Here is a 15,482-nt window from a genome sequence, read left to right as displayed (position 1 = left end):
TCCCAGTTTTTATCCAGGTTTCTTCGTCAAAAATTAAAAAACTGGACCGTTTAGCGCAAAAAAAGGGCGGGAAATTCTTCCCGCCCTTTTCTCAAAAAAAATCAGTTTGCGTAGCTCAGCTCTCCACTAGTTGAAGATGTAGCGCACGCCGAGCTGCATCTGCCAGCGCGAAGCGAGGCTGGTTACGTCGTCGCGGTAGGTGGTGCTGAGCGCCGTGCCGGGGGTAGCAATGATGCCAGGCGTGGTGCCGCTGCCGCGCGTCACAACCGGAGCCGTGAGGTAGGGGAAGGTGAAGACCGGCTGCCCGGCGGCGTTGTAGCCCTGGTAAGACAGCAGCGCCGTACGATTGGCGAACTGCGCCTTGCCCCAATTGCTGTTCAGCAGGTTGCCCACGTTGAAGATGTCCACCGTCAGCTGGAGCGTGTTGCGGTCTTTGCCGATGTTGGTGAAGATGTCTTGCAGCAGCTTCACGTCAATTTGGTGCTGCCAAGGGTTTTGGGCGCCGTTGCGCTCCATGTACTCGCCGCGGTGCTTGCTCAGGTAGGGGTCCTGGCTGATGTAGGCGTCGAGGTCGGCGTACTGCTGGGCAGCAGTATAAGTGCCAATGCGGGCCGGCGTGCCCCCACCCGTGGCGCGGGTGTCGGTGATGGCAATATCAATGAGGTTGATATCGGTGGCGCTGCGCGGGATGTACACCAAGTCGTTCACCGTCTGGCCATCGCCATTCATGTCGCCAGCGTAGGTGTAGCTAAAGCGAGTGGAAAGGCCATTGAACGCCGGCGCGCCCACGTAGAAGGCCGACAGTGTGGTGCCCAGGTGCCCGAGGTACTCGCGGCGGTACGAAAGCGCGGCCACAATGCGGTGCTGCTGCAGGTACGACGAGTAGCTGAGGGCGTCCGCATTTGGGTCACCGCTCACGTAGCGGTCACGCCAGATGTTGGTGGGCGTCGAGCCGCCGTCGTTCACCGAGCGCGAGTCGGTGTAGGTGTAGGCCGCGCTGGCAAACAAGCCGTTGCTAAAGCTCTTCTGCAACTGGGCCGTCAAGGAATACGAGTAGCCCTTGTTGGTGTTCTTCATCAGGATGGCATCCGTGATGTTAGGCGTGCGGGCCGTGTTGGTGGGCGCCGACGAAGTGCCGAGCAAGCCGTAGATGCGGTTGTAGGGCGTAGCCGTAACCAGGCCATTGGCATTAGGCGTGCCGCTGAAGTTGTAGAAAATCGGCCGGGCATCGCCGCCCTGCTGGCCCTGGGCCGCATTGGCGTTGCGCACGGGGTTGGGCAGGTTCACGTTTTCGAACGCTAAGGCATTCATGTCCTTGGTGTACAAGCCTTCAATGGTAGCCACAATTCCGCCAAACAGCTCTTTGTCGATGGCCAGGTTTGAGCGCCACACCTGCGGAAACTTGAAGTTTTGGTCCGTCACGGCCAGGTTGTAGCCCGTGGGGGCGGCGGCGGCCGTGGTGGGGCGGTAGGCGTTTACGTTCGGATTGAAGGGGTAGGCCTGCGTGGGGCTAGCCGCCGGGCCCGTCAGGATGTTGGGGTTGCCGCTGGCCGTGGCGTCGAGGGCGCCGAAGAGAATACCGTTGTTGCTGGCCTGGTTGGAAATCAGTACGTAGGGCACGCGGCCTGTGAAGATGCCCGTACCACCACGCACTTGCGTTTTGCGGTCGTCGTTCACATCCCAGTTAAAACCGATGCGGGGCGAGTACAGCACCTTGCGGACCGGAATCTGGCCGGTATTGAGCTGCACGCCGTTGCGGAACGTGAGGGCGCCGCCAGTAGAACCCGACGCGTCGGCGCCGCCGCCCACGTACACGTTCTGCACCAGGTTGTTGCTGATAACGGGCAAGTCACCGCGGATGCCCACCGTGAATTTCAGGTTTTGGCGAGGCGAATACTCATCCTGCAGGTACAGGCCGTACTGCTGGGCATTGACATAGGCAAACGGAATCTGGTCGCTGCCGTTAGCGTTGTACTGCAGGCGGTACACCGAGGCGTTTTCGCGGCCGGGGCTGGGGTTAGTGGTGGTGTTGTAAGCTGTGTACTGGCCGTTGGTGCGGTCATAAGAGTAGCCGTTGGCGTTGTAGAAGTCCTCCAGCGAGTTGTAGCGGTACAGGCCGTTGTAGTTCGGGGCAAAGCCGTTGGTGAACTTGTAGAACTCGTTGTAAGTACCCACCGTCACGTTGTGCTTGCCGAGGTAGGCCGTGAAGTTGTCGCCTACCTGGTACACGTCGGTGTTCAGCACGTTGCCGGCCGTAAAGGGCTCGTAGCCAAACGAGGTGAGGGTAGCCGTGGGCGCCGAGTACGCGGGGTTGTTATTGGTAGCGGTTGGGAAGGCCGTCAGGCCCACGTTGGTGCCAATATCCACCAGCGGAAACACCGAAGAGAGCGTCGAACGGAAGTCGCGGAACGCCGAGTAGCCAGCCGTCAGGTTGTTCGAGAATTTGCCGGCGCCCAGCGTCGAGTTCAGTTCGGCGATAAACGAGTTCAGGTTGTTGTTGATGGTGTAGTAGGCCGACTGGTAGGGCAGGCCAAACTGGCTCTGCGAGCGGGTGCCTACCGCGCCGCTGGCGCTCGGCGCGATGTCGGCGTACGACTTCAGGTAGTTGTACTTAATGTTGAAGCGGTTGTTGGGGCTGATGTTCCAGTCCAGGCGCGCCGTAATCTTGTCGCTGTTCTGGCGCAGTTGGTAGTTCTGGTAGGCGCCGGTTTCATAGCCGTAGCGCTCGCGCAGAAAGTTGGAAAGGGCCGTCAAATCCTGGCTGGTCGCGGCTGAGGTAGTGGCCGTAGCCGCTTGGCCCGCTACCGAAGCCTGGTAGTTGCCGGTTGGCGGGGCATTGCGCAGCTCGCGCTCGGCGTTCACGAAGAAGAATAGCTTGTCCTTCACGATGGGGCCACCCACGCGGAAACCGAAGTTCTTGAGGTTGAAGGGGGGGTAGGCGGAGTTTACGTCGCCTACTTTGCTACCTACCAAATCCTGGTTGCGGTAAAAGCCATAAACGGAGGCCGAAACCCGGTTGCTGCCGCTACGCGTTACGGCGTTGATGCCGGCGCCGGTAAAGGAGCCCTGGCGCACGTCGTAGGGCGCAATGCTCACCTGAATCTGGTCGATGGCATCAATCGAAATTGGCTGGGCACCCGCTTGGCCACCAACCGTCGAGGCCAGACCAAACGAGTTATTGAAGATTGCCCCGTCGATTGTGATGTTGTTGAAGCCCGTGTTGCGGCCGCCAAAGCTCTGGCCACTAGCCTGGGGGGTAAGGCGGGTAAAGTCGTTGAACGAGCGGTTGAGGGTAGGGAGGCGCTCAATGGCTTCGCGTTGCACCGTGGTAGCAGCGCCCGTGCGGTCGGCGTTGATAACCGGGTTCTGGCGCCCGCCCGTCACGGTTACTTCGGCCAAGGAAGTGGTAGCCTCCCCTAGTTTGGCATCGAGGCGGTAGTTCTCGGCTAGCGTCAGGTTGATGCCCGTGCGGGTGTAGTCCTGGTAACCTACGAAGGTAACTTTTACCGTGTAGGGGCCACCCACGCGCATGTTCTGGATGTTGAAGCGGCCCTCGGCGTTGGTCGGAGCTACGTACTGCGTGTTGGTGGGCGTATGCACGGCAATGACCGTAGCGCCTGGCAATACTTGGCCTTTATTGTCGGCAATAGTGCCGCTCATGGCCGCGGTAGTAGCGCCTTGGCTCCAGCCCAATTGGGCCGTAAGTAGGGCTACCAGCAGCAGCAATAATCGATGGTATGTATACTTCATAAGCGAAAGATTGTGATTTAAAGGAGAAGTTAACAATCCCGTCAAAGGTAACTATCCTCTGGAAATCACAATATTACGCCAATGTTAAGAATGAATGACCCCTCTACAGAGCCAGATTTATTGTTCTGGTAATCAATAATCTACAAATCTTAAAATCGCGGTCGCACAGCGCGCACAAAACGGCTCAGGTAGTAGTCCGACTCGAAACTATTCTCGACTACGCCCAGCGAAGTAGAGGCGTGAATAAACTCTACCCCCTCGTTATCGACCACCGTTACCATGCCCACGTGGGTGATGGTGCTAGAGCCCGGCGAGGCCCCAAAGAAGATGAGGTCGCCCGGCCGCAACTCGGTCGGCTTCACGGGGTCGCCCCACACGGCTTGCTCGTTGGAAGAGCGCGGAATGGTAACGCCCGCCTCGGCAAATGACAATTGTAGCAGCCCCGAGCAGTCGAGGCCCAGGCGCGTGGTGCCGCCAAAAAGATAGGGCACGCCCTGGTACGAGCGCGCCGCCTCAATCACCGAAGCCAGCGTGCCCGTGGCGTTGCCCATGCGCGTGACGTGCTTGGTTTTGGTAGTAGTAGCCACGCTGCCGGCCGAGGAGGGGGTAGTAATTTTTGACTTACTCTTGACCACCGGCGCGCGGCCGGGGGCGTAGCGGCCGCGGCGCTCGGCGGCTTTCTGGCGGGCCAGGTCGCGGGCCGAGTAGTAGCGGCCGTTGCGCTGGTTGAGCTTGTGGCTACAGCTGCTGCCTAGCAGCAACAGCACCAGCATCAGGCCGTAAGCTACCCACCACCCGCTACGGGCGGCCGGGCGGCGAGGAGCATTTTTTGCTTTCGTCATCGGCCGTACCTTCGTTTTCTCACGCTGCATTACTGGCAAATATAGCCTGGCGGCTAGTAGCCGCCCTTTTCATTTATGCAATTCAACGCCCTTACGCCCGAGCTAGTATCTGCTTTCGAGCACATTCTGAGTTCGGCGCACGTCCTCCTACCCCAGCACACCGAGGCCGACCAGTACGAAGCCTACGGCCGCGACCACACCGAGGACTTCCACTTTCCGCCCGATGTGGTGCTGCGCCCCGGCACCACCGAGGAGGTGAGCGCCATCATGCGCCTCTGCCACGAGCACCGCGTGCCCGTGACGGCCCGCGGCGCGGGTACGGGCCTTAGCGGGGCCGCCCTGCCCATCCACAAAGGCGTGCTGCTGAGCATGGAGCGTTTCAATAAAATCCTCAAAATCGACGAGCAGAACCTGCAAGCCACCGTCGAGCCGGGAGTAGTGACGGAAGTATTTCAGAATGCGGTGAAGGAAGTGGGTCTGTTTTACCCGCCCGACCCGGCCAGCAAGGGTTCGTGCTTTTTGGGCGGTAACCTCAGCCAGAGCAGCGGTGGCCCTAAAGCGGTGAAATACGGTACTACTCGTGACTATGTACTTAACCTGCAAGTAGTTTTGCCTAACGGCGACGTTATCTGGACGGGCGCCAACACCCTCAAGTATGCCACTGGCTACAACCTCACGCAACTCATGGTGGGCTCGGAGGGCACGCTCGGCATCATCACCCGCGTAGTATTCCGGCTCCTCCCCTACCCCCAGCACAACGTGCTGATGCTGGTACCGTTTCGCCAAGAGGCTGAGGCGGCACAGGCGGTGTCGGCGGTGTTTCGGGCGGGTATCATCCCGTCGGGCATGGAATTTATGGAGCGCGAGGCCATCGCCTGGTCGTCCGATTACCTAAAAATTCCGCTCACCTTGCCCGAGGATATTACCGCCCACTTGCTCATCGAGCTCGACGGCCAGGACTTGGAGCAGCTCTACAAAGAAGCCGAGCAAGTGTACGGCGTGCTGGAGCACTACGACGTGGGCGAAATCCTGCTCGCCGACACCGCCGGCCAGAAAGACGACCTCTGGCGCATCCGGCGCAACATCGGCAATTCGGTGCGCTACAATTCGGTGTATAAGGAGGAGGATACCGTGGTACCGCGCGCCGAGCTTCCCACCCTCCTCAAAGGCGTGAAGGAAATTGGCCGGCGCTACGGCTTCAAAAGCGTGTGCTACGGCCACGCCGGCGACGGCAATCTGCACGTCAACATCATCCGCGGCGAACTCAGCGACGAGCAGTGGAATGTGGGCCTGCGCGAGCCAATTTCAGAAATCTTTGAGCTTTGCGTAAAGCTTGGCGGCACCATCTCGGGCGAGCACGGCATTGGGCTGGTGCAGAAGCCCTACCTGCACATCGCCCTTAAAGAAGCTAACCTCAACCTCATGCGCGGCATCAAGCAAGTATTTGACCCACATGGAATTCTAAATCCGGGGAAGATATTTTAAGGCAGCTTTACAAGGTCAGCTTCTTAAATTAAAGAACGTCATGCTGAGTAAAGCGAAGCATCTCTGCCGCTTCATTGGGTTATTAATCCAAGCGGCGTGGTAGAGATGCTTCGCTTTGCTCAGCATGACGTTCTTTTTTACTCTAATCCCAACTTCTTACCCCTACCCCACCACCGCCTGGAAAGTCGGCGCCTGCCGGTGCTTGGTCGCCTGCTCATAGGCGTAGCCCAGTGCCAGTACTTCGGCTTCTTTATAAGGAGCGCCCACAAAGGACAGGCCCACCGGCAGGCCATGCACGTAGCCCATGGGCACCGTGAGGTGGGGGTAGCCGGCCATGGCCGCCGCGCTCGAGTAGCCGGGGCCGGTGCCGTACTCGCCATTCACGAGGTCGATGCAGGCGGCGGGGCCCGTGGTGATAGCCACGATGGCGGCCAGGCCACCTTCCATTTTGAAGGCCGTATCGAGGGCCTGGCGCGAGGTATCGACTACTTTGCGCAGGTCGGCTTTGTATTTCTCACTGCTCAGGCCGTCGGTTTTTTCGGCGGCTTCCAGTGTTTCCTGCTGGAAGAAAGGCATGGCCTTCGCGGCATTGGCCTTGTTGAAAGCGATGACGTCGGCCAGCGTTTTAACGGGCGCTTGGGTCTGGGCCAGGTATTTATTCAGGCCATCCTTAAACTCATAGAGCAGCACACTGTACTCAGAATCGCCGATGGACTGCGTAGCGCCGCGCACGTCTACCTCTACCAGCGTGGCGCCCTGGGCTTTGAGCACAGCCACAGCTTGGCGCAGCAACTCGCCGGCGGCGGTTTGGCTGGCCAAGTGGCCTTTTTCTACGCCTAGCTTCCGGCCTTTTAGGGCATCGGGGCGCAGCAGAGCGGTGTAGTCGATGGCCTTTTTATTGGTTGGGGCGGTTTTAGTGGCGCTATCGGCCGGGTCGGGCCCGGCGAGCGCGCCGAGTAGCAGGGCAGCATCGCGCACGGTGCGAGCCATAGGGCCGGCCGTGTCCTGGGTGGCCGAAATGGGAATGATGCCGGTGCGGCTCACTAGCCCCACGGTGGGCTTTAGGCCCACCAAACCGTTGCACGATGACGGCGACACGATGGAACCGTTCGTTTCGGTGCCCACGGCCGCCGCGCAGAGGCTGGCTGCTGCTGCCGCGCCCGAGCCGGCGCTGCTGCCGCTGGGCGTGCGGTCGAGCACGTAAGGATTGTGGGTTTGGCCGCCGCGGCTGCTCCAGCCGCTGGCTGAGTGCGTAGAGCGAAAATTAGCCCATTCGCTTAGGTTGGTTTTGCCTAGAATAATGGCCCCAGCTGCCCGCAGCCGCTGCGCCACAAACGAGTCTTTGGCGGCGTGGTGGCCGGCCATGGCCAGCGCGCCGGCGGTGGTTTGCATTTGGTCGCCGGTATCGATGTTGTCCTTTATAAGTACCGGAATACCGTGCAGCGGGCCGCGCAGCTTGCCGGCTTTGCGCTCCTTATCGAGCGTGTCGGCGATGGTCAGCGCGTCGGGATTGAGCTCAATCACGGCGTTGATGGCGGGGCCCTTCTTATTCATGGCCTCAATGCGGTCGAGGTATTGCTGGCACAGGTTGCGGCTGTTGCCCTTGCCACCTTGCAGGTAGGTTTGCAATTCGGCAATGGTACGCTCACTCAGGTCCAAGTCCTTGTCCAGTGGCTGGCTGGCGGGTTGGGCAGGGCTGGCCAAATTACCGGGGGTAGGGCCGGCCGCGGGCAACGCGTTAGCGGCCAGCGGCAATAGGGCAGAAGCCAGGGCGGCTTGAGTACTCTGGTGTAGAAATTGGCGACGCTTCATAAGCAGGATTATTCGGCTACTAGGTTAAGGATTTCAAATGTAAGTGCCGGGCTGCGCCGGCCCACCCTTTGGGGGCGCTTTCAACCACCTATCCCGGCCCGGCGTATAGCAGGGCAGCTACTTGTTTTGACTTTCCCACCTTACCTCTTTTGATATGCCCAGCAACGAAGACCAGGCCGGCCTCAACTCCATTGCCGGCAACGGCGGTGCCCAGCCCGCCAACGCCACTACCAAGATGGGCGCCGACGTGCGCAATACCAGCGCCAACAGCTCGCTGCAACCCGCTACCCCCGCCATGCAACCCGACGAAGCACCGGCCAGCGCCGACGGCACTACCCCCACGCCATCGACCGAAGAGCTGTTTGATAGTGAGCAGGGGGTAGGCCAGGGCGCTGTGGAAGCAGGTGGCGAGCGCGAAAACGCCGAAGCCAACCCCGCCGACGTAACCGCCGCCCCTACCCCCCCCACCGACTCGAAGCAGCCCAATAGCTACGGCGGCAACTTCGGCAACGACGTGCAGAGCAGCTTTGAGGACCACGACCGCAACAGCAACCAGCGCGCCGACGCCAACCGCGGCGAATTTGGCCAACAAGAGTATAACCAAGGCGTTACGCACGGCGGCTACGGCAACCAGTACCGCGAAACCAACTACGCCGCCGAGCACAACGCCGCGGCCGAAGCTACCCAGGGGAAATATTACGGCCAAGGCTCGGCCGAGCCCGGCCCGCAACACAACTCGTACCGCGCCTACGATGGCCGCGACCTCGCCCCAGACCAGCAGGGCCACGCTGTGCGCGACACACCCGCCCAGCCTGCTGGGCAAACAGGCGCCAGCTCGAATACCGACGGCCGCGGCAATACCCAAGATAACCGCAACTTGCCCGGCAAATCGGGCGAAGCGGCTGCTTTCCAGAACGATAATGGCTCGGTAAAAACCGGTGCGGGCTACGCCGCCGACTACGGCCACACTTCGGGGGTAGGGCTGCCCGCCGGCACCGCCGATAACCACGCGGCCGACGGCCCCGCTGGCCGCAACCAGCAGGAAGACCAGCGCTCCTCACGCGGGGGCTATGACAACCAGGGCAGCCAGGGCGGCCGCAGCCACGACGAGCAGCCCGGCGGCAACGCCCCAGCCGGCCAGCAAGCGCCCGCTCCTATAGACGCGCCCGGCGCGCCCCAAACCGAAGGCTATGGCTATGGCCACGCCCGCAGCGAAGAAACGGCCCCCGGCAACCCCAATACCGGTGACTCGCGCAATGGCTTCGGCGCCGGTGGTTCTAAGGAGGGCAATACCAGCCAGGGCCACGGCTCGAAAGGTGGCTCGTACGATGATGAAAACCCCGGTGCTCGCGGCCCCGAATACGACAACTTCTCCCAACAGGACAAGGCCAAAAATTACGGCCAGGGCCAGCGCGACGACTACCGCCCCGCCGAAGATGAGCCCAACGATGCCGACTACGGCGCTGCCCCGCGCCGCAATGCCGGCCGCGATGAGCCAGCCCAGTAATTGACCACTGTTTGAAGCACAAAAAGGGCTTTCCGAAGTAGGAAAGCCTTTTTTATGTGCATCAGTACCAGCATCCTGGCTTAGCGATGCACTTTCATATCAATGTCATACTTGTAGCGCGGGGGGCCACCCAGGGGCACTGCGAAGAAAGGCAACGCCTTGTCGTACTGGTCGGTGACGTAGAAAACCATGTCGTTGAAAACCGTCGCTTTGCTGGTGAGGCGGAAGTCAAGCGACAGCCCATGCTCTTTCACATCGACGGGTAGCACGCTGCTCGTCCACTGCCCATCGCCGCTCACGGGCGACTCATGGCCGTTTTTCGCAACGCTAAAAACGGTGAGCTTAGCACCGCTATCCATGTCAAAATTGCTTTGCTTGATGCTGACCACGTGCTCATTAGCAAATGGATAGAGGTGCACCACCACGGGCCGCCCCGACGGCGGCGCGGCTGGCAGCCGGAAGCAATACTCATAAGTGAACGCGTTGCCACCCGGTATGGGTACGTTCAGGTTGGGGCTGCTGCTGAGGAAGAACCGGTAGAGGTTGCCATCGTTGCCGCTAAGGCCGCGCACCACCACCTTGAATACGTAGCCTTCAAACTGCTCCACTAGCTCACCTTCGAGAGGATTGAGCGGGCCAAAATTGACATACTTGCCATCAACAGCGGGGTCAACGCCGTAAGTTAGCTGCTTGATGAGGCGGCCGGTAGGGGGCGCGGTGGGGCTGGCGGGCCGGGGGTCGACGGCGCCCTTGCCCGAGTGGGTGTCGGGCCCACCGTAGAGACTAAATTCGGTGCGGGTGTTGAACTCGCCCACCTTGGCATCGAGGGTGCCACCGCAGTCGGGGTCAAATACCCGGATGTAGAACGGCCGCCGCTCGGTGGCTGGCACCAGGAAGAAAAATGTTTGCGTAAAGTCATCGTCACCTACGTTGGTAGGGGCCTGGGCACCAAACGTAATCAGGCTTTCGATGCGCTCGGCCGGGTTGGGAACGGCTTGGGCCTTAGTCGTAGTTACTGTACTAAGCAACAGCCCCGCTAGCCCTGCCAACCAGTTCAAGCAATATCCAGATTTGCACATAGCAAAGGAGTAGTGGGTTGCAAGCTGGCGACATTATCCCACCCTGCGCCGTAATATTACAACCCAAACTTACTGCTCAGCCTGCCCCCTGTCACTATGAGTGATTCCGTGCGCGATACCACCGAGTTCTTCGACCAGCTCACTAATCAAGTGCTGGCCATGCGGGTGCTATCCCACCAGCGACTGCGCCCGCTCAGCTCCGAGCAGCTTAACCGCCGCCCCAGCTACGACGAGTGGAGCCCCGGCCAGTGCCTGGAGCACCTCAACATTGTGGGTGGCTACTACTTGCCCAGCCTCAAGGCGCGTCTCCGGCTGGCCCATGCCAAGGGCTCGACGGCCAGCCCCCAAGTACGCAGCGGCTGGCTGGGCCGCCTGTTCACCGAAACCACGCGCAACAACAAAGGCATTGGGGCTACCATGCTGCGGCAGCCCAAGCAGTTTGCGCCCACTGGCGTGCGCCTCACCGGCACGGTGGTAGAAGCCTTCAACCGCCAGCTCGACGAGCTGCTGCGGCTGCTGCTGCTGGCCCGCCAGGTCGATGCCGGCGCGGTGCGCGTGCCCAATCCGCTGCACCCGTGGCTGCGCCTGCGCCTCACCGATGTGCTCGAAGCCCTTATTGCTCACGCGCATCGCTACATCAAGCTGGCCGAGCAAGCCTTGGCCGCTTCGGCCGCTAAGCCTGGCCAGCGAGTGAGTGGGTAGGACTTAGGAACTCAACTTGATTGGGGACGCTCAACTAATAACACGTCCTGCTGAACGCTAGTGAAGCATCTCTACTGCGCTGGCAAACTCACTCGTTGAGATTAGCTGTGCGGTAGAGATGCTTCACTAGCGTTCAGCAGGACGTTCTTTAGTATTTGCTGCCTTGCTATTGAACTGACGCAGGACTTCCTACCCCCCTACTCCTGGTATAGCACCTGCAGCAGTGTCTGGCCTACGGCCTTCATCGTTTTGCGGTCGATGATGCCCATATTGTCGGCCGTAGTATGGTGGTAGGCCGGGAAAAAGTCGTTGCCGTACGGAGGGTGGTCGTAAATATCGACCGTAGGCACGCCCGCCTGGTTGGTGTACACGTGGTCGTCGACGATGCCGCTGGTGTCGGTGAACAGGAAGTAATCGGAATAGCCGATTTTGGCGGCCGTATTCCAGATTTTGTCCACCACCGAACGGGCCTTGTCCAGCGACACCCCTTCGCGGGTGAAGCGGCCGCCCTTGGCGCCTACCATATCGAGCAGCACGCCGTACTGGGCCTTGTAGCCGGTAGGCACCACGTGCTTGGCCCAATATTGCGAGCCCAGGCACCACGAATCGGAGCCGCTGCCTTCGAGCTGGTTTTTCACGCCGGCCTGGAACGTTTCGTCGTGGCCCCAGTCCTCAGCGTCCATCAGCATCACGTCAACGCCCACGTTGGGAGCCATTTTTTCGGGCTGTAGGCTGAGTTCGCGCACTATTTCGAGGGCCGTAGCTACGGCGCTGGCGCCGTCAGAGGCTCCATCCATAGGTGCATTCTTGTGCGCCTTATCGGCATCGGCAAAGGGGCGCGTATCCCAGTGGGCAAACAGGGCGATGCGCCGCGCCGCCTGCGGCTGGTATTGCGCAATAATATTACGGGCACTAATCTGCGTGCCATCAAACGTCATGGCCTGAAACGGCTGCTCGCGCACCGTAAGGCCAAAGCGCTTCAGCGTAGCCACCAAGTAGTTGCCACAGGCAATGTGGGCCTTCGAGTTGGGCACGCGCGGGCCAAACGCCACCTGTCGCGCCGTGTAGGCATAGGCCGTGTCGGCATTGAAAACCGGCACTTTGGGCAGTTCGGCAGCGGCGGGGGGGGTAGCCGTTTCGGCCGGCTTTTTATCGGCGGGGCAGCCGGTAAGAAGCACGGTAGCAGTGGCCAAAAGACCGAGGCGGGGCAGGAGATTTTTCACGCAGAATTTGGCTTACGCCGACTGTCAGTTCGCAGAGTTGTAACGCAGGGTTTCGTGGTGGCTAGTAAATACTTACTCCTCGCTATACGCCCATTCTACGCCGGTTTTGGTATCTTTAATAACGATACCCTGGCCTTTGAGCGCGGCCCGAATCTGGTCTACTTTATCGTAGGCTTTCGACGTTTTGGCTTCCTGGTAAAAGTCCAGCGTTAGGTCCAAGAGTTCCTCAGCGCTGACGCGCGGCTCGTCGCGCAGGCCCAAAATGCCGGCCACCACCGTGCGGTAGGTCTGCGCAGCTTCGGCCAGCGTGGCGTGGCTTACCTCGGCCAGCGCGGCGGGGGTAGCGGCCAGCGTGTTGAGGCGCTTAAGTAAGTCGAACAACGCCGCCAAGGCGCGGGGCGTGTTCAAGTCATCATTCAAAAACTCGAACGGCTTGCCGGCTAGGTTGCGCAGTTGCTGCTCGGGCGAGGGCGGGCCCGGCTTGGCGGGCTCGGAGGGGGTAGGCACTTCGGCGCGCTCGACTTGTTCGCTCAGAGCCAGCAGCTTATCGAGCAGGCGTAGGCCGTTCATGAGCTTGCGGTAGCCTTTGCGAGCCGCTTGCAGGGCGTCGTCGCTAAGGTCGATGGGCGAGCGGTACTGCGCTTGCAGGAAGAAAAAGCGCAGCGTCATGGGCGAATATGCCTGCGAAAGCGCCTCGCTCTGCCCTTGAAAAAAGCCATCGAGCGTAATAAAATTACCCAGCGACTTACTCATCTTCTGGCCGTTAACGGTCAGCATGTTATTGTGCAGCCAGAAGCGCGCGCCGGTGCTGGGCGTGTTCGAGGCCTCGCACTGCGCAATTTCGCATTCGTGGTGCGGAAACATCAAATCCAGCCCGCCGCCGTGAATATCAAATTCGGCGCCGAGGTATTTGCGGCTCATAGCCGAGCACTCGAGGTGCCAGCCGGGGAAGCCGTCGCTCCAGGGCGAGGGCCAGCGCATAAGGTGCTCAGGCGAAGCTTTTTTCCAGAGAGCGAAGTCGATGGGCGAACGCTTTTCGTCTTGCCCGGCTAGCTCGGCGCGGGTGCCGGCCAGCAATTCTTCCACCACGCGGCCCGAAAGGCGGCCGTAGTTTAGGCCTTCGGCGTTGTACTTGGGCACGTCGAAATACACTGAACCATTGGCCTCATAAGCCAAGCCGCGGTGCAAGATTTCTTCAATCAGCCCAATTTGCTCGGTGATGTGGCCGCTGGCTTGGGGCTCGATGTCGGGGGGTAGGCAGCCGAGCGCGGCCATGGCCTGGCGGTAGCGCACGGTGTAGTGCTGGGCCACTTGCATAGGCTCAAGCTTCTGGGCGCGAGCTACTTTGCCGAGTTTGTCTTCGCCTTCATCGGCATCGCCTACGAGGTGGCCCACGTCGGTGATGTTGCGCACGTAGCGCACCTGGTAGCCGAGGTGGCGCAGGTAGCGCGTGAGCACGTCGAACACGATGGGGCCGCGGGCATTGCCCAAGTGAGCATCGTTGTAGACGGTGGGCCCGCACAGGTAGAGCCCCACCAACGGCGGGTGCAGGGGCTCAAAAACTTCCTTTTTGCGGGTAAGCGTATTATAAAGCGTCAGCGACATGACAAGTAAGTAACGAGGAGCAATTAGCTAGGTATAATTGCTGGGGGAGGCGCCCTAGTAGCGGACCAACAGTAGCGAACGCCGAAGTTCGGGCAAAGTTCAGCAGTAGCGCTGATTTTGTGGCGCGCGCTGTTGCGAGACAACGGTAAGGGTAACTAAAAGCACGACGTGTTTTTAGTTACCCTTGTTGCTTAATGATTAGTTGATAGTTGGTATAAACCCTCGACGGGGAAGTGGTCAGAATACGGGATTTCGGTGTGAATGCGGCAGTCCACCACCCGCCACTGCGAGCTGGCAAACTGCTGGTCGATGCGCAGCAAGGGGGGTAGGCGGCCGTGGTACGTATTGCCCACTCCGAAGCCTATGGTGGCCCAGGCATTTTGCAGGGTGCTGGCCAGCCGCTGGTAGGCGTAGGAGTAGGGCAGGTCGTTGAGGTCGCCGGCCAGTAGCACGGGGTAGGGCGAGCGTTGCACGTGAGCCAGCAGCGTATCGGCCTGCCAGGCCCGCGCCGCCGCGCCACGCACAAAGCGGCCGAGCAAGCCTCTACCCTTCTGCTGGAGGCCGGTGCGCGACGAGCCGGCGGCCACAATGTCGCCGTCGTCGATGCTCATGCTTTGCAAGTGCGTATTGAAAATGCGGATGGTATCGTGCGGGCCAGGGCCTACCACATCAACCCACATGGCGTGGTTTTGGGTGAGGCGTCCAAACGAAATTTCACCCCGCCCCACAATGGGCAGGCGCGAGAAGATGGCAATGCCGAATTCAGCCCCGGCGCTGTTGGTCAGGGTTTTAGAAACAAAGACCTGGCGCCCGCTGGCCAGCCCCAGCTTGTCGCTCACGTTGAATAAGTTGCCCTCGCGCGAGTGAGTGCCGGCCGGTTCCTGGTAGTATTCCTGCAAGCACAGCACATCGGCCGGGCTGGTGGCCAGCCAACCTATAAACTTGGCGGGCGCGGCTGGGTCAGGCTTGCGCAACTGCGCATACACGTTAAAAATTCGCACGTTGGCCGAAAGCAGGCGCACCGAGTGCGGCACGGGTGGCCCCTCCAAATAACCCAGTGCGCCCCAGCCAGCCACCTGCGATTGCCACCCGGCCCAGTGCAGCGGCAGCCCGCGCTGCACCTGCGGCCAGGCCAGCACCAGCCCGGCCAGTGGTAGCAGTGCCACCCAGCGGCGGCGGCTCAGCCAATACAGCCCCACTGCCGCCACCAGCCCCAGCCACCCCGGCACCGTGAGCGCTAGCAGCGGCGCCAACGCAAACTCGCCAGCCGGCACGCGCTCGGCGGCCGTGCTTAGCAGCAGGCCCAGCAGCACCAGCAGGGTAAAACGGTAAGAAAGCAAGCGATGCGCCACGGGCCAGTGGCGCGCCAAGTGGCCGCCGGAACCGCAAAAATACGCCCACTCCCCCGGCAGCCAGCTACCAGCAACCAAATGCCTGCGGTAGGGCGCAAAGCAGGCCTTGGGCCCTACCGCGCTCT

General features: G+C 60.8%; 10 protein-coding genes. 3 read left to right on the top strand and 7 right to left on the bottom strand.

The genetic code is table 11. From position 1 onward, the window contains the following. Nucleotides 1-126: 126 nt before the first annotated feature. The gene (locus GO988_RS18835; RefSeq protein WP_157568466.1) at nt 127-3,750 is read right to left on the bottom strand and encodes a carboxypeptidase regulatory-like domain-containing protein; all 3,624 of its coding nucleotides are present in this window, start codon (nt 3,748-3,750) and stop codon (nt 127-129) included. A 149-nt stretch (nt 3,751-3,899) separates the two neighbouring features. After that, a complete protein-coding gene (locus tag GO988_RS18830; protein ID WP_232341599.1) occupies nt 3,900-4,592 on the bottom strand; it encodes a C40 family peptidase in 693 nt (230 codons plus the stop codon). A 75-nt stretch (nt 4,593-4,667) separates the two neighbouring features. Between GO988_RS18830 and GO988_RS18825 the strand changes: the two genes are divergently transcribed. Continuing rightward, complete coding sequence (locus GO988_RS18825) at nt 4,668-6,077, top strand: FAD-binding oxidoreductase (protein WP_157568464.1); 1,410 nt, start codon at nt 4,668-4,670, stop codon at nt 6,075-6,077. A gap of 162 nt (nt 6,078-6,239) precedes the next feature. Here the strand turns inward: GO988_RS18825 and GO988_RS18820 are convergent, their stop codons facing one another. Further along, nucleotides 6,240-7,889, bottom strand: a complete 1,650-nt coding sequence (locus GO988_RS18820; protein WP_157568462.1) for an amidase — start codon at nt 7,887-7,889, stop codon at nt 6,240-6,242. Nucleotides 7,890-8,043: 154 nt separating this feature from the next. Here GO988_RS18820 and GO988_RS18815 point away from each other — a divergent pair, with 154 nt between their 5' ends. Beyond that, the gene (locus tag GO988_RS18815; protein ID WP_157568460.1) at nt 8,044-9,396 is read left to right on the top strand and encodes a hypothetical protein; all 1,353 of its coding nucleotides are present in this window, start codon (nt 8,044-8,046) and stop codon (nt 9,394-9,396) included. A gap of 80 nt (nt 9,397-9,476) precedes the next feature. Here GO988_RS18815 and GO988_RS18810 read toward each other — a convergent pair whose 3' ends face one another. Beyond that, nucleotides 9,477-10,475, bottom strand: a complete 999-nt coding sequence (locus GO988_RS18810; protein WP_157568458.1) for a hypothetical protein — start codon at nt 10,473-10,475, stop codon at nt 9,477-9,479. A gap of 96 nt (nt 10,476-10,571) precedes the next feature. Here GO988_RS18810 and GO988_RS18805 point away from each other — a divergent pair, with 96 nt between their 5' ends. Beyond that, complete coding sequence (locus tag GO988_RS18805; protein WP_157568456.1) at nt 10,572-11,177, top strand: DinB family protein; 606 nt, start codon at nt 10,572-10,574, stop codon at nt 11,175-11,177. Between the two features lie 197 nt (nt 11,178-11,374). Here the strand turns inward: GO988_RS18805 and GO988_RS18800 are convergent, their stop codons facing one another. The 3 genes from GO988_RS18800 to GO988_RS18790 form a co-directional block, all read right to left on the bottom strand. After that, nucleotides 11,375-12,400 (bottom strand): M28 family peptidase, encoded by a 1,026-nt coding sequence (locus GO988_RS18800; RefSeq protein ID WP_317164926.1) that lies wholly within the window; start codon nt 12,398-12,400, stop codon nt 11,375-11,377. Nucleotides 12,401-12,472: 72 nt separating this feature from the next. Then, a complete protein-coding gene (gene cysS / locus GO988_RS18795; RefSeq protein ID WP_157568454.1) occupies nt 12,473-14,005 on the bottom strand; it encodes a cysteine--tRNA ligase in 1,533 nt (510 codons plus the stop codon). 191 nt (nt 14,006-14,196) lie between these two features. Beyond that, a complete protein-coding gene (locus GO988_RS18790; RefSeq protein WP_198172901.1) occupies nt 14,197-15,345 on the bottom strand; it encodes an endonuclease/exonuclease/phosphatase family protein in 1,149 nt (382 codons plus the stop codon). Nucleotides 15,346-15,482 lie beyond the last annotated feature (137 nt).

Source organism: Hymenobacter ginkgonis, from assembly GCF_009755225.1.
In the GTDB taxonomy this organism is placed as follows: Bacteria; Bacteroidota; Bacteroidia; order Cytophagales; family Hymenobacteraceae; genus Hymenobacter; species Hymenobacter ginkgonis.
Note: the sequence above shows the minus strand (reverse complement) of the source record. Positions and strands in the feature narration are given on the sequence as shown.

Bases quoted from the DNA above. Each gene is read 5' to 3' on its own strand.
- GO988_RS18835 (WP_157568466.1), bottom strand. From the start codon at position 3,750: ATGAAGTATACATACCATCGATTATTGCTGCTGCTGGTAGCCCTACTT.
- GO988_RS18830 (WP_232341599.1), bottom strand. From the start codon at position 4,592: ATGACGAAAGCAAAAAATGCTCCTCGCCGCCCGGCCGCCCGTAGCGGG.
- GO988_RS18825 (WP_157568464.1), top strand. From the start codon at position 4,668: ATGCAATTCAACGCCCTTACGCCCGAGCTAGTATCTGCTTTCGAGCAC.
- GO988_RS18820 (WP_157568462.1), bottom strand. From the start codon at position 7,889: ATGAAGCGTCGCCAATTTCTACACCAGAGTACTCAAGCCGCCCTGGCT.
- GO988_RS18815 (WP_157568460.1), top strand. From the start codon at position 8,044: ATGCCCAGCAACGAAGACCAGGCCGGCCTCAACTCCATTGCCGGCAAC.
- GO988_RS18810 (WP_157568458.1), bottom strand. From the start codon at position 10,475: ATGTGCAAATCTGGATATTGCTTGAACTGGTTGGCAGGGCTAGCGGGG.
- GO988_RS18805 (WP_157568456.1), top strand. From the start codon at position 10,572: ATGAGTGATTCCGTGCGCGATACCACCGAGTTCTTCGACCAGCTCACT.
- cysS (WP_157568454.1), bottom strand. From the start codon at position 14,005: ATGTCGCTGACGCTTTATAATACGCTTACCCGCAAAAAGGAAGTTTTT.